At 45.5% G+C, this 25,208-nt stretch carries 24 protein-coding genes; 22 read left to right on the top strand and 2 right to left on the bottom strand.

Annotated elements, in window-relative coordinates; translation table 11 throughout:
- From STRDD13_RS08285 to STRDD13_RS05715, 3 genes are all read left to right on the top strand, one after another.
- The coding region (locus STRDD13_RS08285; RefSeq protein WP_197457163.1) for an aldo/keto reductase at positions 1-408 on the top strand (408 nt) is incomplete at its 5' end.
- An 18-nt stretch (positions 409-426) separates the two neighbouring features.
- Positions 427-1,614, top strand: coding sequence for a multidrug effflux MFS transporter (locus STRDD13_RS05720; RefSeq protein ID WP_067102921.1), 1,188 nt, complete (start codon positions 427-429; stop codon positions 1,612-1,614).
- Positions 1,615-1,664: 50 nt separating this feature from the next.
- On the top strand, positions 1,665-2,429 hold the full coding sequence (locus STRDD13_RS05715; protein WP_067102920.1) for a carboxymuconolactone decarboxylase family protein: 765 nt from the start codon (positions 1,665-1,667) through the stop codon (positions 2,427-2,429).
- A 382-nt stretch (positions 2,430-2,811) separates the two neighbouring features.
- On the opposite strand, the gene STRDD13_RS05710 is transcribed toward STRDD13_RS05715, so the two are convergent.
- Positions 2,812-3,207 carry a VOC family protein gene (locus STRDD13_RS05710; RefSeq protein WP_067102918.1) on the bottom strand — a complete coding sequence of 132 codons (396 nt, stop codon included), beginning with the start codon at positions 3,205-3,207 and terminating at the stop codon, positions 2,812-2,814.
- A gap of 143 nt (positions 3,208-3,350) precedes the next feature.
- Positions 3,351-4,052 carry a helix-turn-helix domain-containing protein gene (locus tag STRDD13_RS05705; RefSeq protein ID WP_067102915.1) on the bottom strand — a complete coding sequence of 234 codons (702 nt, stop codon included), beginning with the start codon at positions 4,050-4,052 and terminating at the stop codon, positions 3,351-3,353.
- Between the two features lie 206 nt (positions 4,053-4,258).
- On the opposite strand from STRDD13_RS05705, the gene STRDD13_RS05700 reads away from it, so the two are divergent.
- The 19 genes from STRDD13_RS05700 to STRDD13_RS05610 all read left to right on the top strand — a co-directional run bounded on the left by STRDD13_RS05700 (position 4,259) and on the right by STRDD13_RS05610 (position 25,194).
- Entirely contained in the window at positions 4,259-5,467 is a 1,209-nt protein-coding gene (locus STRDD13_RS05700; protein WP_067102913.1) for a DUF401 family protein, read from the top strand.
- A gap of 399 nt (positions 5,468-5,866) precedes the next feature.
- Positions 5,867-7,021, top strand: coding sequence for a low temperature requirement protein A (locus STRDD13_RS05690; RefSeq protein WP_067102909.1), 1,155 nt, complete (start codon positions 5,867-5,869; stop codon positions 7,019-7,021).
- Positions 7,022-7,118: 97 nt separating this feature from the next.
- Positions 7,119-7,475, top strand: coding sequence for a stress response transcriptional regulator NmlR (nmlR, locus tag STRDD13_RS05685; protein WP_067102907.1), 357 nt, complete (start codon positions 7,119-7,121; stop codon positions 7,473-7,475).
- Positions 7,472-8,515 carry a zinc-binding dehydrogenase gene (locus tag STRDD13_RS05680; RefSeq protein ID WP_067102905.1) on the top strand — a complete coding sequence of 348 codons (1,044 nt, stop codon included), beginning with the start codon at positions 7,472-7,474 and terminating at the stop codon, positions 8,513-8,515. Before nmlR ends, STRDD13_RS05680 begins: the two co-directional genes overlap by 4 nt.
- Before the next feature lie 205 nt (positions 8,516-8,720).
- Complete coding sequence (locus STRDD13_RS08990) at positions 8,721-8,912, top strand: putative quinol monooxygenase (protein WP_443031069.1); 192 nt, start codon at positions 8,721-8,723, stop codon at positions 8,910-8,912.
- Between the two features lie 218 nt (positions 8,913-9,130).
- Positions 9,131-9,730 carry a nitroreductase family protein gene (locus STRDD13_RS05675; protein ID WP_067102903.1) on the top strand — a complete coding sequence of 200 codons (600 nt, stop codon included), beginning with the start codon at positions 9,131-9,133 and terminating at the stop codon, positions 9,728-9,730.
- Between the two features lie 497 nt (positions 9,731-10,227).
- Positions 10,228-10,737 (top strand): tRNA adenosine(34) deaminase TadA, encoded by a 510-nt coding sequence (tadA, locus tag STRDD13_RS05670; RefSeq protein WP_067102901.1) that lies wholly within the window; start codon positions 10,228-10,230, stop codon positions 10,735-10,737.
- A 391-nt stretch (positions 10,738-11,128) separates the two neighbouring features.
- Complete coding sequence (gene rpoB / locus STRDD13_RS05665) at positions 11,129-14,689, top strand: DNA-directed RNA polymerase subunit beta (RefSeq protein WP_067103217.1); 3,561 nt, start codon at positions 11,129-11,131, stop codon at positions 14,687-14,689.
- An 87-nt stretch (positions 14,690-14,776) separates the two neighbouring features.
- Complete coding sequence (gene rpoC, locus STRDD13_RS05660) at positions 14,777-18,433, top strand: DNA-directed RNA polymerase subunit beta' (protein WP_067102899.1); 3,657 nt, start codon at positions 14,777-14,779, stop codon at positions 18,431-18,433.
- A gap of 185 nt (positions 18,434-18,618) precedes the next feature.
- Positions 18,619-18,966, top strand: a complete 348-nt coding sequence (locus STRDD13_RS05655) for a DUF1033 family protein (RefSeq protein WP_067102897.1) — start codon at positions 18,619-18,621, stop codon at positions 18,964-18,966.
- A gap of 392 nt (positions 18,967-19,358) precedes the next feature.
- Positions 19,359-20,309: a competence type IV pilus ATPase ComGA gene (gene comGA / locus STRDD13_RS05650; protein ID WP_067102895.1), complete on the top strand. Its 951-nt coding sequence runs from the start codon at positions 19,359-19,361 to the stop codon at positions 20,307-20,309.
- On the top strand, positions 20,191-21,258 hold the full coding sequence (gene comGB, locus STRDD13_RS05645; RefSeq protein ID WP_269450105.1) for a competence type IV pilus assembly protein ComGB: 1,068 nt from the start codon (positions 20,191-20,193) through the stop codon (positions 21,256-21,258). Before comGA ends, comGB begins: the two co-directional genes overlap by 119 nt.
- Complete coding sequence (comGC, locus tag STRDD13_RS08485) at positions 21,259-21,573, top strand: competence type IV pilus major pilin ComGC (protein WP_067102893.1); 315 nt, start codon at positions 21,259-21,261, stop codon at positions 21,571-21,573.
- Positions 21,515-21,964 carry a competence type IV pilus minor pilin ComGD gene (comGD, locus tag STRDD13_RS05635; protein WP_231852563.1) on the top strand — a complete coding sequence of 150 codons (450 nt, stop codon included), beginning with the start codon at positions 21,515-21,517 and terminating at the stop codon, positions 21,962-21,964. The genes comGC and comGD overlap by 59 nt, the downstream gene beginning before the upstream one ends.
- A gap of 46 nt (positions 21,965-22,010) precedes the next feature.
- Positions 22,011-22,229: a competence system putative prepilin ComGE gene (comGE, locus tag STRDD13_RS05630; protein ID WP_231852573.1), complete on the top strand. Its 219-nt coding sequence runs from the start codon at positions 22,011-22,013 to the stop codon at positions 22,227-22,229.
- Positions 22,213-22,653 (top strand): competence type IV pilus minor pilin ComGF, encoded by a 441-nt coding sequence (comGF, locus tag STRDD13_RS05625; RefSeq protein WP_067102888.1) that lies wholly within the window; start codon positions 22,213-22,215, stop codon positions 22,651-22,653. Before comGE ends, comGF begins: the two co-directional genes overlap by 17 nt.
- Positions 22,631-22,978 (top strand): competence type IV pilus minor pilin ComGG, encoded by a 348-nt coding sequence (gene comGG, locus STRDD13_RS08755; protein WP_067102886.1) that lies wholly within the window; start codon positions 22,631-22,633, stop codon positions 22,976-22,978. Before comGF ends, comGG begins: the two co-directional genes overlap by 23 nt.
- A 19-nt stretch (positions 22,979-22,997) precedes the next feature.
- A complete protein-coding gene (locus tag STRDD13_RS05615; protein ID WP_067102884.1) occupies positions 22,998-23,951 on the top strand; it encodes a class I SAM-dependent methyltransferase in 954 nt (317 codons plus the stop codon).
- A 52-nt stretch (positions 23,952-24,003) separates the two neighbouring features.
- On the top strand, positions 24,004-25,194 hold the full coding sequence (locus STRDD13_RS05610) for an acetate kinase (RefSeq protein ID WP_067102882.1): 1,191 nt from the start codon (positions 24,004-24,006) through the stop codon (positions 25,192-25,194).
- Positions 25,195-25,208 lie beyond the last annotated feature (14 nt).

Raw genomic sequence — 25,208 nt, 5'->3', positions numbered from 1 at the left:
TTTGTAGACATCAAGCCTGCCGTCAACCAAATCGAAACCCATGTCTTCCAGCAACAAAAGCTAGCCAAAAGCTATTTGGACAAATACCATTGCCAGATCGAGTCTTGGGGACCTTTTGCCGAAGGGCGCAATGACTTCTTTAACACCCCTGTCTTGAAAGCGATTGGGGACAAATACGGCAAGTCAGTCGCCCAAGTCGCCCTGCGTTTCTTGTTGCAAAGTGATGTGGTCCTGATTCCCAAGTCAGTCCGCAAAGAACGCATGCAGGAAAACTTTGATATCTTTGATTTTGCATTAACCGAGGAGGATATGCAGGCTATTGCGGCTCTGGATCAGGAAGAATCGCTTTTCTTTGACCATCAAGACCCTGAGACGGCGGAGTTCTTTATGAACTTAGCCGATAAGTAAACAGGTAAAAGGAGAACCATGAAAAACAAATCTTTTCTCATCATTTCTGGCCTACTCATGGCCTTCACCTCGCTGTCGACGGATGTTTATTTGCCCGCTATGCCTACTATGGAAAAAGAACTGGGTGGGCAAGTAGAGTTGACGGTAACCGGTTTTTTGGTGGGCTTTGCCCTAGCCCAGTTGGTCTGGGGCCCTATCAGTGACCGGATCGGGCGGAAAATCCCTCTGTATCTAGGTCTTGTAATTTTTATTCTTGGGTCTTTGGGGTGTGCGCTGTCGACGGATATGACCCAGGTCATCATCTGGCGGGTCTTTCAAGCTTTTGGAGCCTGCGTGGGGCCGATGTTAAGTCGGGCCATGAGTCGCGACCTGTTTGATAGTCGAGAAGCGGCCCAGGTGTTATCGACCCTCATGATTATCGCAGCAGTGGCCCCTATCCTAGGCCCCTTTATCGGTGGCTTTATCGTTAGTTTTACGAGTTGGCATGTGATTTTTTACTTTATGGCGCTGGCTGGGACCCTCATGCTCTATGGGGTTTACCGTTTGCCTGAGACCTTACCAAAAGAAAAAAGAGGCCACATGAGTCTGCTAAGGTCATTTAGCAACTACGGGCAACTCTTGACCAATCGCTCTTTTATGCTCTACACGCTCTGTGTGACCTTTTACTATGTGGGCGCCTATGCCTTTATCACAGGTTCTTCCACGGTTTACATCACCTATTTCCATGTGCCTGAACAGGATTACGGCTTTTTGTTCGGGGTCAATGTCTTAGGGATTGTCGGGCTCAATCTCTTTAACCGACGTTTGGTGGAGCGTTTTTCACTGAGGTTCTTGTTGCGTTGCGCTAGTGTCATCGCTCTCTTGGCTAGTCTGGCCTTGTGGGGTCTCAATCTGGGCAATGGGTCGAGTATTTGGACCTTGGCCATCCCTGTCTTTTTCGTCTTTAGCATGAATGGGATTATCGCTGCCTGTAGCAATGCGGCGGCTCTAGCCTTTGTCTCTGACGAGATGACGGGCTCCGCTTCGGCCTTACTCGGTTCCCTCCAATACGGGAGTGGGATTCTCTCGTCAGCACTTCTGGCAAGCTTTGCAGCGACAAATGGCCACCCTGGCGCTATGGTGACCATCATCTTGGTCTCTGTTGCCCTCGCCTTTTTGACGACCTTGCTAGCCAAGAATGTCCCACAAATCAAAAAGAGTGTCTGACTTGGTCGAGCTAAGTCGATGTGATTGCAAGTAATGAAAGGAAATAAGATATGACAGGTATAAAACAAACGGCAGGACGAGACCTCTTAGGGGACTTTGCTCCCAACTTTGCCCATTTTAATGATGATGTTCTCTTTGGTGAAAATTGGAATGATCGGACGATTCCACTAAAAACACGGGCGATTATCACAGTTGTCGCCCTGATGGCTCAGGGAATAACGGATAGTGCCATGGTGCACCATTTGGAAAATGCCAAAAAAGAGGGGGTTAGCCAAAAGGAAATAGCAGCGATTATTACCCATACGGCCTTTTATGCAGGGTGGCCTAAAGCCTGGGCGGTTTTCAATCTGGCCAAACAGATTTGGCCTGTTGAAGAAGCAGAAGGCAAAGCCAGCGATAAAGAGGCTTACCAAGCGACACTTTTCTTTCCCATCGGTGAAAAAAATACAGCTTTTGCAGATTACTTCAGTGGCCAGTCTTACTTGGAGCCAATTGCAGAGGAGGCCTTCCCTGTTTTTAATGTGACCTTTGAGCCTGGGTGTCGCAATCATTGGCATACGCATAAGGCTAAAGCAGGTGGCGGGCAGTTGCTCATCTGTGTCGGTGGCGAGGGGTATTACCAAGAATGGGGCAAGCCAGCCCTCAAACTGCTCCCTGGGGATACCGTTACCGTTCCTGCAAATACCAAACATTGGCATGGGGCCAGCAAAGACCAGTGGTTTTCTCATCTAGCCTTTGAAATTCCTGGTGAAGCGACCGCAACAACTTGGCAGGAGCCGGTGTCCGAGGAAGATTACCTGAAAGCACAGGAGTAGGAAGCGAGACAAATTGTACAGCAATTCGTGTTATACTCAATGAAAATCATCAGCAAACTAGGAAGCTAGCCGCAGGCTGCTCAAAGCACTGCTTTGAGGTTGTGGATGGAAGCTGACGTGGTTTGAAGAGATTTTCGAAGAGTATTAGCTTTGTTTCCCACAAACCCCGTTAAAAAAAGAGTCTGGGACAAAATCCTAGACTCTCAATTTTTTTGGGGTTGTCGAGCAAGACGCAGTGGTTGAGTGGGCTCTACTAGGCTGATTGCATCAGCATTTACAGCCCGACTCAACTGTGCGGAGGTGGGACGACGAAATCGAATTCTAACGAATGACCGATTTCTATCCCACTCTCTCTTTATGTTGTTAGAGCGTTTTTTGGCCGCTATTTCTTCAATTGGGTGGTCAGTTCGAGTTGGTTGCCTTCTGGATCCAGTACGATTGCTTCGTAATAGCCGTCCCCTGTCGTACGTGGGCCGGATTGGATGGGGTAGCCGTCAGCTTCAAAGCGCTGGGCAAAGGCATCCACGTCGGCCTCATTGCCAACAGCGATGGCCAAGTGGGTGAAACCAAAGGTATTTTTGTCTCCAGCGACAATGTCGGGGCGGTGGCAGAGTTCCAAGCGGGCACCATCTTCAAAACTAAGAAAATAGGAAGAAAAACCAGTTCTTGGGTTGTGGTATTTTTCGCTAGCTGTCGCCTTGAAGTAGGTTTGGTAGAAGGTTTTCATATTTTCTAGGTCTTTGACCCAGACGCCGATGTGTTCAATTGCGATTGTCATCATCAGTTCCTTTCTGGAGGCTGACCCAAAAGTATCCCAGTTCGGTAAATAATGGAAATAAGAGCCTGACGCAATGAGTGCTTGAGTTCGTTGTTGGTATGAATGAGGGATTGTATCCGTGCTACTTTTTGAATGGTCTTTGGTTAAGTGGCAGAAAACATATTGTAGAGTTTGAGCAAGCGAAGGTCCTCCTTGGACACTTTCAGTTTTTGAATGAGTTCTTCATTCTCTTCTAATCGTTGCTTTGAAAAGAGCATTTTGACAGCGATCGGCATCATTGGCCGACTCGAGATTCCAAAAAAGAGTCCCCACTTGGTATTGGAGTCGAGGAAGGAAGCTAAGATGCTAACGGTGACCTGCTCCATGAGGGTGTCTTGGTTTCTCATGATGATATTGGTCAGTGCATCGTAGTGTTCAATTGTGCCCTTATAGGTGTTTTCTGAATTTTGATAGTTAGCATAGTCTTCAAAATTCATGTACATGTATACAGTGTTTCCCATCTCATGGTCGCTTGGCACAATGTCGAAGACACATCGGATCAACTGGTTGCTCCGGCCATCATAGAGATAGGAGTAAAACTGGTTGGCATCAGCGAAAAAGGCGGGGTTCGATTGCTTGCTATCCGGGCGAGTGATGTTCTCTTCCATGTGCAAGAGTTGAGCTAGGTCCACGGAAAGAACTTTTGCGAGCTCGTGCAAAGTAACCACATCTAGGGTAATTTCCCCTCGTTCATACTTTGAAACCGTTGCTTTACTTTTGTGTAAGAGGTCGGCCAGTTCTTGAATGGTGAGACCTTTTTTCTTGCGAAAGGTCCGGATATGTTGGCCGATAACGTCATTAATCATTATGTAAGTTTCCTCAAAATAGACAAATGAATGATTTTCACAGGGAATGTCTGCTTTTTCAAAAAGTATAACATGAAAAAAGAAAAAAATCTATTCAAAATAGATTCTATTGGAAGGAAAGTTTCGTTAAATGAAACAGAAGAAGTTTTGAAAAGAGAAACGAGAAGCACTAGAATAGAAGCATTAATCATCAAAAAGGAGTCGACATGTTTGCTGTGTTTTTCCTGATTCTTATCTTTCTCCTCATCATTCTCTTATTAGGGTTAAAGCGACCACTCTACCAGGCTATGCTAGCGGGGATTCTAGCAACCGTTCTCTTCTTTCAAATCGCACCCAGCAACTGGTGGAGTTTGATCCGATCGGTCTTTGTGGATTGGGGGAGTTTCTCCATCTTGCTTTCTCTCTATCTGATTACCTACCTACAACGTATTTTAGAAGAGAAAGAACAAATCAAAAAAGCGGAGCGGGATTTAGATGGTATTTTCCATAATCGTAGAGTAAATACGATGGTTGCTCCGCTTTTTATCGGTCTCTTGCCTTCGGCGGCAGCCATGTTGCTCTGTGGAGATATCGTCACATCGACCACGGATGGTTACTTAAAGCGCAAGGATCAGGCGTTTTTAACGACTTGGGTTCGCCATGTACCGGAGGCTTTTTTACCAACTTATCCGGCTGTTCTTCTGATGTCCACTTTATCAGGGGTTCCTGTGGCTAGGTTTATGCTGGCGATGCTCCCCATTATCACCTTCTTATTGCTGGTTGTTTACTGGAAATACATCCGTCAGATTCCTAGGAAACCGGATACTCCAAAATCTTCGCATCCTTGGAAGGCTGCTGTCCAGCTCTTGAAGCATCTGTGGACCTTGATTCTCATGCTAGTTCTAATGATTGTCTTGGGTCTTGGGGTGGTTCCTGCGGCTCTCATCACCATCGTGCTTGCCCTGCTTGTTTATCGTTTATCTCTTAAACAAGGAGTGCTTTTTCTGAAGACGGCCTTTGAAGGTCGACTCATTGGAAATATGTTTCTTGTTCTTGTTTTTAAAGTCTTTTTAGATAGTACAGGAGTTCTTGCTAGCTTGCCAAAACTTCTTCAGGGCTTACCCATTCCAAGTTTTCTTATCTTTGTTCTCCTCTTTTTCTTGGGAGGAGTGATCAGTGGGGCTTCTGGGATCATTGCTCTTGGGACACCGATTGCTTTTGCGGCCGTTCCGGATGGGGGTGTCGCCCTTATGGTTCTCCTAATGGCAACGACACATGCGGCTAGTCAGGTATCTCCCACTCATATCTGTCTCACGGTTGTTTCCGAGTATTACGATACGTCTCTCCTACAGCTCATGAAAAAGACTTTGCCTTACTCCTTTGCAACGATTGTCTTTGCTTTATGTTACTACTTGTTACTCGGATGGATCGGATAAACATTCACATCCTAATAGTCGGGTTCTATCGTGGGCAGACTCTTTTCTATTCTCAAGATTTTTCTCCAGCTACCAGAGTATGTGATGACAAGGGTTATTCTATCTTTCTTTCCATGCTATAATAGAAGGAACGGTAGAAATCGGAGTAAAGATAGGATGATGTTGCAAGCATTAGAGTTTAAGGGAAAATGGCGGGATTACCAACAGCGGGTGCTAGAATCCGAGCTCTGGGAAACAAACAAGAACGAACCTATAACCCAAAGAAGGTCCTGTCTCCTTTTGGATAAGCTCTTATTTTCCACTGCAACGAAGTTGGATAAGTCTGGTTTCACGCCTCTACTCTATCCCTACTCTATTCCATCAAGTCTACCACTCTAAAAATTGACGAAAGGACTCTTCATGACACCTATTCGCTCCAAACGTGTTTCCAATTATGAACTCTTTTTTGATTTGGCTTTTGTCTTGACCATTAGTCAGCTGACTGGCGCCATCCATGTCCCTCATGTGCAGCTTGAGCATATCTTTTACTTTTTGACCACCATTATCGTTATGCTCAATGTTTGGAATCAAGAAGCTTTTTACTACAATAAATACGGCGATTCGAGGCAGATTGACATCTACACGGTCATCGTCCTCATGCTCCTTGTGGGGAATCTGGCTCTGTCTATCACCTTTGACCCGACTACCCTCAACTCTTTTTTGGAAAACCCGCTCAACTTTAATAGCCTTTTGATTTTGAGTTATGGGACCATTGCCCTCCAGTACGTCCTAAAAGGGAGAAAGCTAGGTTTTAACAAGGACATATATCTATCCATTGCCTTACTGGTGGTGTATGCGCTAGCTGTTCTCCCTAGGGCTTTGGATCTTCTGCCTTTTTCGGTTTATGCTCTGCCTCTTTACTACCTACCACTAGTAGTGCCCTTGTTTTTAAACTCGAAAAAACGCCCCATTTCGATGAATTTCCCGCATTATTTGGAACGTTGCCAGCTCTTGACCATTATCACCTTTGGGGAGAGTGTTATTGCTGTGCTTAAAACCTATCCCTTGGCTCAACATTTTTGGGAAGGTCTAACGCTCTTTATGGGCTTGGGCTTTATGTTTGTCTTTTATATCATTCAGACCTTTATCAATATCAATCACCACCAAAGGGTGTCTGTTAAGGCCCTTTGTTATGCCCATTATGTCATTGTGGCCAGTCTCTTGTTCTTTACGGTTGGTTTGGAATTCTTAAAAGACAGCCACCATCATGATCTAGGGCTGCATTTCTTTGTGCTGTCTATTCTGGCATTTTTTGTTGGAACCTTATCTACTTCCCACTATAATATCGAACTCTACCGTCTGGACCGCCGTGTGGTAGTCCAATACGGGCTCATCTTACTTGTCGCCATGGGGCTTTTCTACTTATTTGGGCAACAGCTAGCCCTTCTGGGTCTGACCTTGGCAGGACTTTCTCGGGCCTTGACTCGGACAGGGATGAGCTATCGCCGTCGCGTGCGGGAGCAAAATAAGGTGCCTCATCCTGATGTAACTGCAAATGAACGTGATTTTTCATAGTATGAACATAAAAATTGAGCCAAAGGCTTGACTTGGAGCGAACTCTAAGGTTTATAATAAGGGTATCCACTAATGAGAGAGGGGAAAGGAGTTGGGCATGAACATCAAATCCGCTAGTCAAGAACTGGGACTATCTGCCGATACCATTCGCTACTATGAGCGTATCGGGCTGGTGCCACCCATCACGCGGTCGGCTGCGGGCATCCGTGACTTTCAGGCGTCCGACATGGAGGCTCTGGAATTCGTCAAGTGCTTTCGGTCGGCAGGTGTGTCGGTAGAGAGTTTGGTCGCCTACATGTCCCTCTATCAAGAGGGGGATGCCACAAAATCTGCTCGCCTAGACATCTTGCGGGATGAACGAGACGAGCTGGCCCAGCGCATTAGCGAATTAGAGACCGCCCTTCATCGACTGGACCACAAAATTACATACTATCAAAAGGAGACAGCTAAATGAAATCAGCTATTTACACCAAAGCAGGCCAAGTCGGTCTGACAGAAATTGACCGCCCTCAACTGCAGGCAGCAGATGATGCCATCATCCGGATTGTCCGTACCTGTGTTTGTGGCTCTGACCTATGGAGCTACCGCAATCCTGACATCGAAGAAGGTCATGGCAACAGTGGTCACGAAGCGATTGGGATTGTCGAAGAAGTTGGCGATGCCATAACGACTGTAAAAGCTGGGGACTTTGTCATTGCACCTTTCACGCATGGTTGTGGGGAGTGTGATGCCTGCCGTGCCGGATTTGACGGTTCTTGTGACCGCCATCAGGGCCGAGATAACTTCTCAGGTGGGGTCCAAGCCGAGTATATTCGCTTCCAACATGCCGAGTGGTCATTGATTAAAATCCCTGGTCAACCGTCTGACTACATGGAAGGCATGCTTAAGTCGCTCTTGACCTTGGCAGATGTTATGCCGACAGGCTACCACGCTGCGCGTGTGGCCGATGTCAAACCGGGTGACCGGGTGGTCGTTATCGGTGACGGAGCCGTTGGCCAATGTGCGGTTATCGCAGCCAAGATGCGGGGGGCTTCTCAGATTGTCCTGATGAGCCGTCACAAGGACCGCCAAGACATGGCTTTGGCATCTGGTGCGACAGCAGTAGTGGCTGAACGTGGCCAAGAAGGGATTGCCAAAGTCCGTGAAATCGTGGGTGGTAACGGTGCAGACGTCGCTCTAGAATGTGTCGGTACCGAGGCAGCCATTGACCAAGCCCTGGGTGTCCTCCACAATGGAGGCCGGGTCGGCTTTGTCGGTGTGCCTCATTACGACAAAACACCGCTAGGGTCAACCTTCGCTCAAAACACCATCGTGGGTGGAGGACCAGCCTCTGTTACCACTTATGTCAAAGAGGAGCTCCTTAAAGCTGTCCTTGACGGTGCCATCAACCCAGGACGCGTCTTTACCAATACCTACAAACTCTCAGACATCAACCAAGCCTACAAAGACATGGACGACCGCAAGTCCATCAAGTCTATGTTGGTAGTGGACTAATCACATCTTAAAAAGCAAGAAAATCCAGCAATCTGCGGATTTTCTTGCTTTTTTCTTCTGTGAAATGCTATGTCGTCGAAACAAAAGGGGGTCATCCTCAAAATATCGACAGCAACTCCGAGGCAAAATTTAAAGTTCTGCGAGAGTGGCGTGAGAATCCGCAAACGAATCCCAATGGTGCTCAGTTTGCTTTTTTGCCGGCCAGCTGGCAGGGCAAAAGGACCAGTGGTTCTTTATCGAGCTCTACCAAGATGACGCTGCCTATGAAAGCCATCGGCAAAGGCCCTATTTTACAACTTATATAAAAGAAACCAAAGACTTGGTCATCGCAAAAGACCTGCTGTCTCTAAAATTGGATCTTTTGGTCTCAAAGGGGCAGTTGACCTATCTAAACTGAAGATTGTCTTTGCGACTGCCCTTGCTTCGTCCTGATAGCAGGCCTCACAACTCTAGCTTTGGCTGTTCTTTTGGTTAGCTGTCATCTCAAAAACAATCCAATTATCACTAATTAAAAATAATTGAGCAAAATTCTTGCTTTTGGGAGGAAGTTAGCGTAGAATGTAATTGTAACTAAGGTTATTACAAAAAACAAAATGAATCACAAGAGGTAATCCTATGTCAACATTTACTGAATTGCAAAAAGAACGTCGCTCTATCTATGCCTTGGGCAAAGATGTCGCTCTGTCAAACCAAGAATTGGTTGAACTGATTGAAGAAGCTGTGCTTCAAGCCCCATCAGCCTTCAACTCCCAAACATCTCGCATCGTCGTCCTCTTTGGCGAAGAGTCAGATGCTTTCTGGAATGAAATCGCTGCTTCTGAATTAGAAAAAGTAACACCAGCTGAAGCTTTTGAAGGCACCAAACAAAAATTGGCTAGCTTTGCAGCCGGAAAAGGAACCATCCTTTTCTTTGAAGACCAAGACGTGGTCAAAGGCTTGCAAGAAAACTTCCCTCTCTATGCGGAAAACTTCCCAATCTGGTCTGAACAAGCCCACGGGATTGCGCTTTACTCCGTTTGGATGGCCTTGGCGTCTAAGAATGTCGGTATGAACGTGCAACACTACAACCCATTGGTGGATGCACAAGTGGCTGAAAAATACGATATCCCTGCAAACTGGAAACTCCGTGCCCAAGCCCCATTTGGTTCTATCCAGGCGCCAGCTAGTGACAAAGAAGTGCAAACAGAAAACCGCTTCAAGGTTTTTGGAGAATAAGCGATTAAGACACGAGGCTGGGACAAAAGTCCTAGCCTCTTAATTATTTTTGGATGGTCAAGCAAGACGCAGTGGTTGAGGGGGCTCTACTAGGCCAATTTCATCCGCTTTTACAGCTCGACTCAACTGTGCGGAGATGGGACGACGAAATCGACTTCTAGCGAATGACCGATTGCTCTCCCACTCTCTTTGAATAGTGTTGAACGGTCAAAAGTGACCCTCCCTTGGCCCTTGGAATGGTCGTTTGGTCCATCCACAATTGTAGCCGTTGTTCCGATTGCCCGATGATTGGTGGAAGAACACAAGTGACGGCCTGGACAATCTTTAAGATTCGTTTAAGTAACGGACGCTATACTAGTAACATCCTAATAAGTTAGGAAACAAATTTTTCATCATCTCCCTAAAATGAAGACTGAGGCATGTGTCTCAGTCTTTTTTGTATCGCCCGAAGCGAGGTGCTCGATTTTCTTTTTATCTGTTTGTGGTACAATAACTCTATGGAATACTCACAAGAAGAAAAAGAATTTTTCATGGCAGAAGCCTTGAAAGAAGCGAAGAAATCACTAGACAAAGACGAAATTCCGATCGGCTGTGTTATCGTAAAAGATGGGGTCATTATCGGTCGGGGGCACAATGCGCGTGAGGAGCAGCAACAAGCCATTCTACATGCTGAAATCATGGCTATCCAAGAAGCCAATCGCACCTTGAAAAACTGGCGCCTGCTGGACTGTACCTTATTCGTCACGATTGAGCCTTGTGTGATGTGCTCTGGAGCGATCGGCCTCGCCCGTATTCCTCAGGTCATTTATGGAGCCAACAACCAAAAGTTTGGTGGAGCAGGTAGTTTGTACAACATCCTGACAGATTCCCGGCTCAACCACCGTGTGACTCTAGAAACAGGGGTTTTGGCACAAGATTGTGCAGCCATCATGCAAGACTTCTTTAGACAAGGACGTGAGAAGAAAAAGAACAGCAGGCAGACAGACCTCCTGCAGCAAGACTCGTAAAAGGATTTCCTATTTAAAAAAGGCTTGTTATTTTTTGAAATTCATGGTATAATTTATTAAATTATTTGTCGTCTTGCTCACTTGAAATATTGTCCAAGTAGGCGAAACAGCAGTTAAATCAAGCTTTTCGAAGAAAGATTTAGCTGCTCTTTTTGTGCTTTATTTTAGAAAAGCTAGAGAATTGTTACCTATTCTTAAAGATTCTAAAAATTCAGTCAAATCGGGCAAATTCCTTTGCATCTGGCAAAGAGTTAGAAAACGAGCGATGTCTCGTGGTCGAAGCATATTGCATTGGAGCGGATGATTCAAAATCGCCTAAGTTTCAGGCTCAGCTTGGAGGGGAATGGTTTTGAAAAGACGCTCTCCGATCTTTTATAAAGGAGTTACTATCTTGGCAGGACATGAAGTTCAGTACGGAAAACACCGTACACGTCGAAGTTTTTCAAGAATTCAAGAAGTTCTTGACTTACCAAATCTAATCGAGATTCAAACGGACTCATTTCAAGAATTCTTAGACCATGGTCTAAAGGAAGTTTTTGAAGATGTGCTTCCTGTGTCGAACTTTACAGATACCATGGAGCTAGAGTTTGTTGGTTATGAAATCAAGGAACCGAAGTATAGCTTAGAAGAAGCACGGATTCATGATGCGAGCTACTCTGCTCCTATCTTTGTAACCTTCCGCTTGATCAATAAGGAAACCGGTGAGATTAAGACACAAGAAGTCTTTTTTGGAGATTTCCCGATCATGACGGAAATGGGAACCTTCATCATCAATGGTGGCGAGCGGATTATCGTTTCTCAGTTGGTTCGCTCTCCAGGTGTTTACTTCAATGACAAAGTTGATAAAAACGGTAAGGTAGGTTATGGTTCAACGGTGATTCCAAATCGTGGAGCTTGGTTGGAGTTGGAAACAGACTCAAAAGACATTGCCTATACGCGTATCGACCGGACTCGGAAAATTCCATTCACAACCTTGGTTCGTGCATTAGGCTTTTCAAGCGACGATGAGATCATCGATATCCTTGGAGACAGTGATCTTGTTCGCAATACGATTGAAAAAGATATCCATAAGAATCCAGCGGACTCTCGGACAGACGAAGCCCTGAAAGAAATTTACGAACGGTTACGTCCAGGTGAACCAAAAACCGCTGACAGTTCTCGTTCACTTTTGACCGCTCGTTTCTTTGACCCACGTCGTTATGATTTAGCACCAGTTGGTCGCTACAAGATCAATAAAAAATTGAGTTTAAAGACACGCTTGGTTGGACAAACCTTGGCGGAGCACGTTGTAGATCCTGAGACAGGGGAGATTGTCTTTGAAGCAGGTGCTGTCTTGAGCCGTGAGGCGATGGAAGCACTCGGAGAACAATTTGATCGCCTGAACTTGTTCGAATATATTCCAAATGATTCTGCTGTGCTGACAGAACCAGTAGTATTGCAGAAGTTCAAGATTGTAGCTCCGACTGATCCAGATCGTGTGGTTACAGTCGTGGGAAATGCAAATCCTACTGAAAACATCCGGACAGTGACCCCAGCGGATATCCTGGCGGAAATGAGCTATTTCTTAAACCTTGCAGAAGGACTAGGACGTGTCGATGATATTGACCACCTTGGAAACCGTCGGATTCGTGCTGTTGGTGAATTGCTGGCCAATCAAGTCCGAATCGGCTTGACTCGGATGGAACGTAACCTACGCGAACGGATGTCTGTCCAAGACAATGAGGCGCTAACACCACAACAAATTATTAACATTCGTCCGGTGACCGCTGCGATCAAGGAATTCTTTGGTTCATCCCAGTTGTCCCAGTTCATGGACCAACACAACCCGCTTTCTGAGTTGTCTCACAAACGCCGTTTGTCAGCCTTAGGACCAGGTGGTTTGACTCGTGACCGGGCTGGTTATGAAGTCCGTGACGTACACCCGACTCACTATGGTCGGATGTGTCCGATTGAGACGCCTGAAGGACCAAATATCGGGTTGATCAATAACTTAGCTTCATACGGACATCTGAATAAATATGGCTTTATTCAAACTCCTTACCGTTGGATTGACCGTAAGAATGGTGTGGTCACGAATGAAATTCACTGGTTAACAGCGGATGAAGAAGATGAGTTTATTGTAGCGCAGTCCGACTCACCAGTGGATGAAGAAGGTCGTTTTGTAAATGATATCGTGATGGGTCGTCATCGCGGAAACAACCAAGAATACGCTGCAGATTCAGCGGATTACATGGACGTGTCACCGAAGCAGGTAGTTGCTGTTGCGACCGCATGTATTCCATTCTTGGAAAACGATGACTCCAACCGTGCCCTCATGGGTGCCAACATGCAACGTCAGGCCGTGCCTTTGATTGATCCCAAAGCGCCGTTTGTCGGGACTGGTATGGAATACCAAGCGGCTCACGATTCAGGTGCCGCGGTGATTGCTCAACATGATGGACGTGTCACATACGCAGATGCGGACAAGGTAGAAGTGCGCCGTGAAGATGGTTCATTGGATGTGTATCATATCCAAAAATTCCGTCGTTCCAACTCAGGGACTGCTTACAACCAACGGACCTTGGTAAAAGCAGGCGATATCGTTGAAAAAGGCGACTTCATCGCGGACGGCCCATCTATGGAAAATGGTGAAATGGCCCTCGGACAAAACCCTGTCGTCGCGTATATGACCTGGGAAGGGTACAACTTTGAGGATGCCGTTATCATGAGCGAACGCCTCGTCAAAGATGATGTCTATACATCTGTTCACCTAGAAGAGTTTGAATCTGAAACTCGTGATACCAAGTTAGGCCCTGAAGAAATCACCCGCGAAATTCCAAATGTTGGGGAAGATGCTCTTCGAAACCTAGATGAGATGGGAATTATCCGAATCGGTGCGGAAGTAAAAGAAGGCGATATCCTGGTCGGAAAAGTGACGCCAAAAGGCGAAAAAGACTTATCAGCCGAAGAACGCCTGCTTCATGCCATCTTTGGAGACAAGTCTCGTGAAGTTCGCGATACTTCACTTCGTGTCCCTCACGGTGGTGACGGAGTTGTTCGTGACGTGAAGATCTTTACTCGTGCCAATGGAGATGAGCTCCAATCGGGTGTTAATATGCTGGTTCGGGTCTACATCGCTCAAAAGCGGAAGATCAAAGTCGGAGATAAGATGGCTGGTCGTCACGGAAACAAAGGGGTTGTCTCTCGCATTGTTCCTGTGGAAGATATGCCTTACTTGCCAGACGGTACACCTGTTGATATCATGTTGAACCCTCTTGGGGTACCATCTCGGATGAACATCGGTCAGGTTATGGAACTTCACCTTGGTATGGCAGCACGTAACTTGGGAATCCACATCGCAACACCAGTCTTTGATGGAGCGACATCAGAAGATCTTTGGGATACCGTTCGCGAAGCAGGGATGGACTCTGATGCCAAGACTGTTCTTTATGATGGTCGGACCGGAGAGCCATTTGACAACCGTGTGTCAGTTGGGGTCATGTACATGATCAAGCTTCACCACATGGTCGATGACAAGCTTCACGCACGTTCTGTCGGACCGTACTCACTCGTCACCCAACAACCGCTTGGAGGAAAAGCACAGTTTGGTGGACAACGGTTCGGGGAAATGGAAGTGTGGGCCCTTGAGGCCTATGGTGCCTCAAACGTCCTTCAAGAAATCTTGACCTACAAGTCAGATGATGTGAATGGTCGATTGAAGGCTTATGAAGCGATTACTAAAGGAAAACCAATTCCAAAACCAGGGGTGCCAGAATCCTTCCGTGTCCTCGTGAAGGAACTACAGTCGCTTGGTTTGGATATGCGTGTTCTGGACGAAGATGATCATGAAGTAGAGCTTCGTGACTTAGACGAAGGCGATGATGACGATATTATCCACGTAGATGATCTCGAAAAAGCTCGTGCAAAAGCGGCAGCAGATGCAGCCGCAGCCTTTGCTCGGTCCGAAGAATAACCCTTTTAGGCACAGAAGGAAGCCTAATAAAGAAAAACAACTGATAGGTGGGAAAGCCCACAAGAAAAAGAAAGAAAGGGAATAAAAGTGGTTGACGTAAATCGATTTAAAAGTATGCAAATCACGCTAGCTTCACCCAATAAAGTCCGTTCATGGTCCTACGGAGAAGTTAAAAAACCTGAAACAATCAACTACCGGACCTTAAAACCAGAGCGAGATGGCCTCTTTGATGAAGTCATCTTCGGTCCAACCAAAGACTGGGAATGTGCCTGCGGAAAATACAAGCGAATCCGTTATAAAGGAATCGTTTGTGACCGCTGTGGCGTAGAAGTGACTCGTGCCAAAGTTCGTCGTGAACGCATGGGGCACATTGAGTTGAAAGCACCGATCTCACATATCTGGTATTTCAAAGGAATTCCATCTCGCATGGGATTGACCTTGGATATGAGTCCACGTGCCCTGGAAGAAGTCATCTACTTTGCGGCTTATGTCGTTATTGATCCAAAAGATACGCCGTTAGAACACAAGTCCATTATGACGGAGCGGGAGTATCGTGAACGTCTTCGGGAGTTCGGCGCAGGCTCTTTTGTCGCAAAAATGGGAGCAGAAGCGATTCAAGATCTCTTGAAACAAGTTGACCTACCAACAGAAATTGCAGCTCTCAAGGAAGAATTAAAATCAGCTACTGGACAAAAAAGGGTGAAGGCAGTTCGTCGTTTGGATGTGCTGGATGCCTTCTACAAGTCTGGCAATAAGCCAGAGTGGATGATTCTGAACATCCTGCCTGTTATTCCACCAGATTTGCGTCCGATGGTGCAGTTGGATGGTGGACGCTTTGCCGCTTCTGACCTCAACGATCTCTACCGTCGGGTTATCAACCGGAACAATCGCTTGGCCCGTCTCTTGGAACTGAATGCTCCCGGGATTATCGTGCAAAATGAAAAGCGGATGTTGCAAGAAGCGGTCGATGCGCTGATTGACAATGGCCGTCGGGGTCGTCCGATCACTGGACCTGGTGGCCGTCCGCTCAAATCCCTTAGTCACATGTTGAAAGGGAAACAAGGACGTTTCCGTCAAAACTTGCTAGGGAAACGGGTTGACTTCTCAGGACGGTCTGTTATCGCCGTTGGTCCAACACTCAAGATGTACCAATGTGGAGTCCCACGTGAAATGGCAATTGAGCTCTTCAAACCGTTTGTCATGCGAGAAATCGTCGCAAAAGACATCGCCCAAAATGTCAAGGCGGCGAAACGCCTTGTTGACAGAGGAGATGAGCGGATTTGGGACATCTTGGAAGAAGTTATTAAAGAACACCCTGTTCTACTAAACCGGGCACCGACCCTTCACCGTCTTGGTATTCAAGCCTTCGAGCCTGTTTTGATCGATGGGAAGGCCCTTCGTTTGCATCCTCTGGTCTGTGAAGCCTATAATGCCGACTTTGATGGGGACCAAATGGCCATCCACGTGCCGCTTTCAGAAGAAGCCCAAGCAGAAGCCCGCATCTTGATGTTGGCTGCTGAGCACATTTTGAACCCGAAAGATGGAAAACCAGTCGTTACTCCATCACAGGACATGGTTTTGGGGAACTATTACCTCACCATGGAAGAGGCCGGACGTGAGGGAGAAGGAATGGTCTTCAAGGATGCGGATGAAGCTGTTATGGCTTACCGCAACGGATATGTCCACTTGCACAGCCGTGTGGGGATTGCGACAGATAGTCTCAACAAACCTTGGACAGAAGAGCAACAACATAAGATTTTGATGACGACTGTCGGAAAAATCTTGTTCAATGGCATCATGCCAGCCGAGTTGCCTTATCTGCAAGAACCAACCAATGAAAACCTAACCCAGTCAACTCCAGATCAGTATTTCTTGGAGCCAGGACAAGATATTCACCAAGCCATCTCTGGATTGTCCTTGAATCAGCCTTTCAAGAAGAAAAACCTTGGAAATATCATTGCAGAAATCTTCAAACGCTTCCGTACGACAGAAACATCTGCCCTGCTGGACCGTTTAAAAGATTTGGGCTACTATCACTCAACTCTGGCTGGACTCACCGTAGGGATTGCGGATATTCCAGTGATTGAGAATAAGGCTGAAATCATCGAAGAATCCCACAAACGCGTGGAACAAATTCAAAAACAATTCCGTCGCGGGATGATTACGGATGACGAACGCTACAATGCTGTGACAGATGAATGGCGCTCTGCTAAGGAAAAACTTGAAAAACGCTTGACCGAGTCTCAAGATCCTAAGAACCCAATCGTTATGATGATGGACTCTGGAGCCCGGGGAAATATTTCCAACTTCTCCCAGCTGGCCGGAATGCGGGGGCTCATGTCTGCTCCGAATGGTCGGATCATGGAGTTGCCAATCCTATCTAACTTCCGTGAAGGTCTCTCTGTTCTGGAGATGTTCTTCTCTACTCACGGTGCCCGTAAAGGGATGACCGATACCGCCCTGAAGACCGCCGACTCAGGTTACTTGACCCGTCGTCTGGTGGATGTGGCGCAAGATGTTATCATCCGTGAGGACGACTGTGGTACGGATCGTGGTCTAAACATCCGTTCGATTACAGATGGGAAAGAAATGATTGAACCTCTGGAAGAGCGCTTAGTTGGTCGTTATACGAAGAAGACAGTCAAACATCCTGAAACAGGTGCCGTGATTGTTGGTCCAGATACGTTGATCTCTGAAGACTTGGCACGTGAAATCGTCCAAGCTGGTGTAGAGGAAGTGACGATTCGTTCGGTCTTTACATGTAACACTCGTCATGGGGTTTGTCGTCACTGTTACGGTATCAACTTAGCGACGGGAGATGCGGTTGAAGTTGGAGAAGCAGTCGGAACGATTGCGGCACAATCCATCGGTGAACCTGGTACTCAGCTGACCATGCGGACCTTCCACACAGGTGGGGTAGCTTCAAACAGCGATATCACTCAAGGTCTTCCTCGTGTCCAAGAAATCTTTGAAGCCCGTAATCCGAAAGGGGAAGCGGTCATCACGGAAGTTAAAGGAACAGTCACTGAAATTGTCGAAGACGCGGCTACTCGTACTAAAAAAGTCTTTGTGGAAGGCAAGACCGGCCATGGGGAATACGTGGTACCATTTACAGCTCGAATGAAGGTAGCCGTTGGAGATCAAGTAGCTCGTGGAGAAGCCCTGACAGAAGGTTCTATCCAGCCAAAACGCTTGTTGGAAGTTCGGGATGTCTTATCGGTAGAAACTTACCTACTCTCTGAAGTACAAAAAGTGTACCGGAGTCAAGGGGTAGAAATCGGTGACAAACACGTCGAAGTGATGGTTCGCCAAATGCTTCGCAAGGTGCGTGTCATGGATCCAGGAGATACTGACCTCCTCATGGGAACTCTCATGGATATTACCGACTTTACGGATGCCAATGCGGCAACTGTTATCTCAGGGGGCGTTCCTGCGACAGCTCGTCCAATCCTGATGGGAATTACGAAGGCTTCTCTTGAGACCAATAGTTTCTTATCAGCGGCTTCCTTCCAGGAAACAACTCGTGTCCTCACAGATGCAGCTATCCGTGGAAAACGGGATAACCTCCTTGGTTTGAAGGAAAATGTAATCATTGGTAAGATTATCCCAGCCGGTACCGGTATGGCTCGTTACCGCAATCTAGAGCCACAGGCGATTAACGAAGTTGAAATCATCGAAGAAGTCCCATTGACAGATGGAGAAGTAGATGTAACAACTGAAGAAACTGCCTATATTTCTGAATAAGAAGGACAAACAAGTCTGCCATTGTGCAGGCTTGTTTTTTAGTTGGTAGCATCCGTGCGCTCTCATCCAGAAGATGATAGGTATTTTCTGTAGAATATTCGGGAATTCCGGATTCATGAGTTCACAATAGTTGCGTATTCGTGAGGAAGCAGTATAATATTGTCTAAAGGAAGAGAGAGTAAATCATGTATCAAGTAATTACCATGTATGGAGATGCCGAACCTTGGTGGTTCCTAGATGGCTGGGAAGAGGATATCGTTAGTAGTGTTTTTTTTGAAGAGTATGATGAAGCCTTGCGCTACTATCAGCGAGAGTGGGTTCATTTAGCCGAGCAATTTTCGCAACGAGATACTCGAAAAGGGACCATGGCAGCCTTCTGGGATACGACAGACCAGCTCTGGTGTGATGAGTGTGATGAGTACTTGCAACAGTATCACTCCCTCATGTTGATGGAGACTAAAGATGCTCTTCCCAAGGGGCTGCAGCAAAAAACGGGGAAATACAAGGTCCGACCTTGTCGCCTGAAAAACTAAAAGAGAGGGGGACAGAAATCGGTCATTCGTTAGAATTCGATTTCGTCGTCCCACCTCCGCACAATTGAGTAGGGCTGTAAAAGCTGATGAAAACAGCGTCGTAGAGCCCACTCAGCCACTGCGTCTTGCTCGACAATCTAAAAACAATTAAGAGGCTAGGACTTTTGTCCCAGCCTCTTTTTGCTAGTCTGTGTCAAAATGGATGGACAGTTGCTCTGTGTCAACCGTTACTTCTCCTTCCATACTCTGGATAGAAGAGAAGGGCTTGAGAATACGAGTGTGGTCTTAGGGAATCAGTTTTTTTATAGCTCCCTCCAAAATCACTTGTTTTATTTTGATATAAGTAAGAAAAGGGGCAAGACCTTTTCGAATAAAAGAGTGAGGAGAAAAATATGGTACAAGCATTAGCACAGGAACTTATTCAGGAAGCTGTCACCAAGCGAGTCAGTGATTTGTATTTCCTTCCAAAAGAAGGAGAGTATCATCTTTATGGAAGAATTCGGGAAGAACGAACCTGGTTTCGCAAGGTGGAAAGCGCGACTTACAACGCCTTAATCAGTCATTTTAAATTTTTGGCAGGGATGAATGTTGGAGAGAAGCGTCGAAGTCAGTTGGGGTCTTGTGACTATGAGTATGGTTCGGGTCACATTGCGATGCGCTTATCAACTGTTGCGGATTACCAAAACCGTGAAAGTATGGTGGTGCGCTTCCTCTATCCCGATTTAGATAATTTGACCTTTTGGTTTGATCAAATGACAGATTTTAAACCTGTCATTTCTGGTCGAGGTCTGTACTTGTTTTCAGGACCGGTGGGGTCAGGGAAGACCAGTCTCATGTATCGCTTGGCCCAAGAATGTTTTGCGGAGCGACAAATTCTGACGATTGAAGATCCTGTTGAAATTCAACAAGAACAGATGTTGCAACTGCAAGTAAATGAAGCAATCGGACTCACTTATGAAAATCTAATTAAGCTCTCGCTACGCCATCGCCCAGATCTCTTGATTATTGGAGAAATTAGAGATTCTAAAACGGCACAAGCTGTTCTCCGAGCTAGCTTAACAGGCCTCACCGTTTTTTCAACCATTCATGCCAAGGGGATTCCCGGAGTCTATCATCGGATGACGGAGCTAGGAGTTGCGCCGGAGGAACTTGATAAGGCTCTTCAAGGAGTGTTTTATCAGCGATTAATAGCAGGAGGAGGAGTTGTCGATTATGCGAATGAAAATTTTAAGGACCATTCACCACAGGCTTGGAACCGCAAAATGGATCGTCTGGTGGAAGAAGGTCGGATTCTTTCATCCGAAGCGGCCACCGAAAAAATTAAAGATCAAACAACAGCTTGAAGTGATTGATCTCTTCTACAATCTTCTCTCGAGTGGTTTTCATTTATCCGAAAGTATTTCATTTTTAAAAAGAAGCTGTCTGCTTCCAGAGAAATACACAGACCATATGGAAAAAGGCTTGTTAGAGGGGGCAAGCTTTTCGAAAATTTTAGAAGACCTTGGTTTTTCCTCTTCGGTCACCACCCAGGTCGCCTTAGCGGAACAGCATGGCCATTTGACACACAGTCTTCTGAAAATTTCAGACTACCTGAAAAGCCTGTCCCAAGTCCGAAATAAATTAGTAGAAGTTTTAACTTACCCTTTGATTTTACTGCTTTTTTTAATCCTGATGATGATAGGTTTGAAAAATTATTTAATCCCTCAGATGGAGGATGAAAACCTTGCGACGCAGCTGATCGGACATTTACCGACGATATTCTTGCTCCTTTTTGGAAGTGTACTTGTGTTGGTCTATGGGGCGACTCTCTACTTCCGAAAAAGTAAGAAAATCCTTGTATGTACACGGTTGAGTCGATTGCCCCTAGTTGGTCCCTTGATTCAGTTGTATCTAACGGCTTATTACGCACGCGAGTGGGGGAATTTAATCGACCAGGGGCTCGATTTGGCAACGGTTGTTTCCGTCATGACTCAGCAACGATCCCGCTTATTTCAAGAGCTTGGAGAAGAGTTTACAAAAGCGCTAGCCAGTGGCAGAGGCTTTCATAATCAAGTAGCCCTTTATCCTTTCTTTAGACGGGAGTTGCCTCTTATGATCGAATATGGAGACGCGAAAGGAAAGCTCGGAAAGGAGCTTGTGATTTATGCAGAGCGCTGTTGGAAAGACTTTTTTAGGCGGCTCCATCAGAAAATGCAGTGGATTCAACCCATGGTCTTTTTGTTTGTCGCCCTCATAATTGTCCTCATTTATGTAGCAATGCTACTGCCGATATATCAGAATATGGAGTTTTAAATGGAAAAATTAAAAAGAAAATATGTTTCTGCTTTTACATTAATCGAGATGTTAATTGTCTTACTGATTATTAGTGTTCTTCTTCTTTTATTCGTTCCCAATTTATCCAATCAAAAAGAAAATGTAAAAGAAACCGGTAATGCAGCGATTGTCAAGGTGGTGGAAGGTCAAGCGGAATTATATGAGATGTCGCATACGGATACGGCCTCCCTTCAGAAGCTGGTCAGTCAAGGGATGATTACGAAGGAGCAGTCAAGTGCCTATCAGGAATATTATGCAAAACATTCGGACCAAACGGCAAATATTGGAAATTAAGGCCTTTACCTTGGTTGAGTCTCTTTTGACCTTGTTTGTTGTCAGTTTTGTAACCTTGCTCTTTTACTCGGGTGTAGGCGAGGGCTTTCATCAGGCACAAGAACAATTATTTTTTCAAGACTTCGAAGCTCTCTATCGGGAAAGTCAAGATAGGGCTCTTCACTCGCATCAAGAGGTTGTCCTCCAAATCAATGAGACGAGTATCACAAATGGCCGTCAAACGAGTATCTACCCCCAAGGGGTTCGGCCAGCGCAGTCCTATCGAATTGTCTTTGCGCCCGGGACAGGTGGGAATTCTTCTTTGCAGAAAGTCGTTTTTCAATCAAGAAATGGTTTCGTAGAGTATCAATTGTATATAGGAAGTGGTCGTTATCAGAAAAAGAACCGTTAATGCCTACATTCTCGTTGAAGCGTTGTTTAGTTTGTTTATATTTGCAATGATTGTCAGTCTTCTTCTGGAGAGTGTCAGAGGTTTGAGACTCAACCAAGAAAGCTTGCATCATCAACGAGAGGAGAGAGAGACAGCGCTGATTGCCCTCCAAACCGGTCAAACACGCCTCAATCTAAATGGGATAGAAGTCGAAGTTCAGCGAAGTGAAGAAGGGGTCCGGATTCAATCAGAAGGAAAGGAGATTCTTCATGTTCTTAAAAAATAAAGAAGTTCCTGCCTTTACCTTATTAGAGTGTCTCGTGGCCTTATTTGTGATGTCAGGAAGTTTGCTGGTGTTTCAAGGATTGACCAGTCTCGTTCATCAAGAAGTGCAGTATCTTTCGACAAATGTGCAGAAAGATTGGTCCTTGTTTGTCGATCAATTTCGTACAGAGCTGGATGGAGTCGTTCTAGAGAAGGTGGAGCAGAACCGCCTGCTGGTTCGGAAACGAAAGCAACAGTTAGCTTTTGCTTTATCTGGGGCAGGGGATTTCAGAAAGACCGATCATAAAGGGAAGGGCTACCAACCCATGCTGTATGGATTATCTACTGTCAGGGTTCGTGAAAAAAATGGTCTTGTTCACTTTCAATTCACGTTTGAAAATGGAGTTATAAAGGAGTTTGCATATGCTTTTCAAAAAGCAAGTTAAGGCAGGAATACTACTGTATGCACTGCTTATGCTCGCTGTGTTTTCTCTCTTGTTGAACTTTTATCTCCACCGTCAAACTGCCGCAATGGACTTGCATAAAGAAATCGCAAAAAACCAGCAAGCGCGTGCTATTGCCTATGTATCTGAACAGGAATTGCGCTCGAGTAAAGAGTTGCTAAAAGATCAAAAACGTAAAGGGACGTTGACCTACCAAGAAGGGCTTTGTGACTATGTTATAGAGCAGGATTGGATGGTTCTAATCGTCCGTTTGCCTACTGGAGAAAGCTATGAATATCAGATGGCGCCTCCTAGCAAAAGCAGTTGAATTTTGATATGATAGAGGCATGGAATTCGAAAAGATTGAGCAGGCTTATGAACTCCTGCTAGAAAATGTTCAAACGATTCAAAATGCCCTTTCTACCAACTTTTATGATGCCTTGATTGAGCAGAATGTCGCCTATACGACTGGTGAAGGAGATTGGGATCGGGTCAAAGAAAATAATCAGCGGTTGCGTCAGCTTGACCTAACCGTAGAAGAATGGAGACGAAGTTTCCAATTTTTATTTATCAAAGGCAATCAAACAGAGCCTTTGCAGTTTAACCACCAGTTTACCCCAGACAGCATCGGCTTTTTGATGACCTATTTAATAGACCAACTCACAGAGTCAGAAACGGTAACCGTTCTAGAAATTGGTTCAGGGACGGGGAATCTTGCTTATACCATCCTGAATCACAGCCAGCGGACTCTAGACTACTACGGCATCGAAGTGGATGATTTATTGATTGATTTATCTGCTAGTATCGCTGACGTGATGGGGGTAGAGCTTGGTTTTGCCCAAGGAGATGCTGTTCGCCCTCAAATTTTAAAAGAAAGTCAAGTCATTGTTGGAGATCTTCCGATTGGCTATTATCCAGATGATACCATCGCACATCGCTATCAAGTGGCTGCAAAAGAAGAACACACCTATGCCCATCATTTGTTGATGGAGCAGGCTTTAAAATACTTAAAAAAAGATGGATTTGCCATCTTTCTGGCGCCGAACGATCTCTTGTCTAGTCCCCAAGCAGACCTATTAAAAAAATGGCTTCAAGAACAAGCGAGTCTATTAGCCATTATTGCTCTGCCACAAAATGTTTTTCGTGCAAAGCACATGAGCAAGTCCATTTTTATCTTGCAACGGAAAAAAGAAGTGGAAAAGGAAGTTTTTGTGTATCCGATTCGGGATTTACAAAATGCAGACGAAATGCGAGATTTCACCTTAAAGTTTAAAAAGTGGCAAGAAGAGAATGCAAAATAAGCAGAATTCTGCTATACTAGACTAAGGAAAACGCTTTTAGAGAGGGAATAATATGACAAAAACAATTGCAATCAATGCAGGTAGCTCTAGTTTGAAATGGCAACTTTACGAAATGCCAGAAGAGAAGGTTCTCGCGAAAGGATTAATTGAGCGAATTGGGCTTAAGGACTCTGTTCCGACGGTCAAGTATGGTGACCAAAAACATGAACTGGTTCTTGATATTGCAGACCATGTACAAGCTGTAAAAATTTTGTTAAATGACCTTATTGAACTGGGGATTATTCAAGATTTTAGTGAGATTACTGGAGCAGGACATCGGGTAGTAGCTGGTGGAGAAAGCTTCAAAGAATCCGTTGTGGTAGACGATGAAGTCTTAGCAGAGATTGAACGTTTGTCTGAGTTGGCTCCGCTTCACAATCCAGCAAATGCAGCTGGAATTCGAGCTTTCCGTGAAATTTTGCCAGATATTACCTCTGTGGCGGTATTTGATACAGCTTTCCATACAACCATGCAACCAGCAACTTACTTGTATCCAATTCCTACAAAATATTACAAGGAAAATAAAGTTCGTAAATATGGGGCACACGGGACCAGCCATTATTATGTAGCGCAAGAAGCTGCTAAAGTACTTGGCAAGCCTTTAGATAAATTAAAGCTGATCACGGCTCATATCGGGAATGGGATTTCCATTACGGCTAACTATCACGGGGAGTCTGTTGATACTTCTATGGGCTTCACACCGCTAGCTGGTCCAATGATGGGGACTCGTTCAGGTGATATTGATCCAGCGATTATTCCTTACTTGATTGCAAATGATCCAGATTTGAATGACGCAGCGGATGTGATCAACATGCTGAACAAACAATCAGGCCTCTTGGGAGTTTCGCAAGTATCTAGTGATATGCGTGATATTGAAGCTGGTCTTCAAAATCATGATCCACAAGTGGTCTTGACCTACAATATGTTTATTGATCGACTGAAGAAATTTATTGGTCAATATTTTGCTGTGTTAAATGGGGCAGATGCCATTGTCTTTACAGCAGGAATGGGTGAAAATGCTGTGATGATGAGAAATGACATTGTCCAGGGGTTATCTTGGTTTGGAATGGAATTGGACCCAGAAAAGAATGTCTTTGGTTATACGGGTGAAATTTCAACACCGGCATCAAAAGTGAAGGTACTGGTCATTCCGACAGACGAGGAATTGGTCATTGCACGCGATGTTGAACGACTAAAAAATTAAAACAAAGAGGCTGG

It is taken from the genome of Streptococcus sp. DD13, from assembly GCF_001578875.1.
Lineage (GTDB): Bacteria > Bacillota > Bacilli > Lactobacillales > Streptococcaceae > Streptococcus.
This window is presented reverse-complemented; position numbering and strand designations above follow the sequence as displayed.

What these genes read in the sequence shown, in the direction of transcription:
- nmlR (WP_067102907.1), top strand. Translation starts at nt 7,119, where the DNA reads ATGAACATCAAATCCGCTAGTCAAGAACTGGGACTATCTGCCGATACC.
- STRDD13_RS05710 (WP_067102918.1), bottom strand. Translation starts at nt 3,207, where the DNA reads ATGACAATCGCAATTGAACACATCGGCGTCTGGGTCAAAGACCTAGAA.
- STRDD13_RS05715 (WP_067102920.1), top strand. Translation starts at nt 1,665, where the DNA reads ATGACAGGTATAAAACAAACGGCAGGACGAGACCTCTTAGGGGACTTT.
- STRDD13_RS05655 (WP_067102897.1), top strand. Translation starts at nt 18,619, where the DNA reads ATGTATCAAGTAATTACCATGTATGGAGATGCCGAACCTTGGTGGTTC.
- comGG (WP_067102886.1), top strand. Translation starts at nt 22,631, where the DNA reads ATGCTTTTCAAAAAGCAAGTTAAGGCAGGAATACTACTGTATGCACTG.
- comGF (WP_067102888.1), top strand. Translation starts at nt 22,213, where the DNA reads ATGTTCTTAAAAAATAAAGAAGTTCCTGCCTTTACCTTATTAGAGTGT.
- STRDD13_RS05675 (WP_067102903.1), top strand. Translation starts at nt 9,131, where the DNA reads ATGTCAACATTTACTGAATTGCAAAAAGAACGTCGCTCTATCTATGCC.
- STRDD13_RS05615 (WP_067102884.1), top strand. Translation starts at nt 22,998, where the DNA reads ATGGAATTCGAAAAGATTGAGCAGGCTTATGAACTCCTGCTAGAAAAT.
- STRDD13_RS05610 (WP_067102882.1), top strand. Translation starts at nt 24,004, where the DNA reads ATGACAAAAACAATTGCAATCAATGCAGGTAGCTCTAGTTTGAAATGG.
- comGA (WP_067102895.1), top strand. Translation starts at nt 19,359, where the DNA reads ATGGTACAAGCATTAGCACAGGAACTTATTCAGGAAGCTGTCACCAAG.
- comGC (WP_067102893.1), top strand. Translation starts at nt 21,259, where the DNA reads ATGGAAAAATTAAAAAGAAAATATGTTTCTGCTTTTACATTAATCGAG.
- comGE (WP_231852573.1), top strand. Translation starts at nt 22,011, where the DNA reads ATGATTGTCAGTCTTCTTCTGGAGAGTGTCAGAGGTTTGAGACTCAAC.
- STRDD13_RS05680 (WP_067102905.1), top strand. Translation starts at nt 7,472, where the DNA reads ATGAAATCAGCTATTTACACCAAAGCAGGCCAAGTCGGTCTGACAGAA.
- STRDD13_RS05705 (WP_067102915.1), bottom strand. Translation starts at nt 4,052, where the DNA reads ATGATTAATGACGTTATCGGCCAACATATCCGGACCTTTCGCAAGAAA.
- STRDD13_RS05690 (WP_067102909.1), top strand. Translation starts at nt 5,867, where the DNA reads ATGACACCTATTCGCTCCAAACGTGTTTCCAATTATGAACTCTTTTTT.
- STRDD13_RS05700 (WP_067102913.1), top strand. Translation starts at nt 4,259, where the DNA reads ATGTTTGCTGTGTTTTTCCTGATTCTTATCTTTCTCCTCATCATTCTC.
- STRDD13_RS05720 (WP_067102921.1), top strand. Translation starts at nt 427, where the DNA reads ATGAAAAACAAATCTTTTCTCATCATTTCTGGCCTACTCATGGCCTTC.
- tadA (WP_067102901.1), top strand. Translation starts at nt 10,228, where the DNA reads ATGGAATACTCACAAGAAGAAAAAGAATTTTTCATGGCAGAAGCCTTG.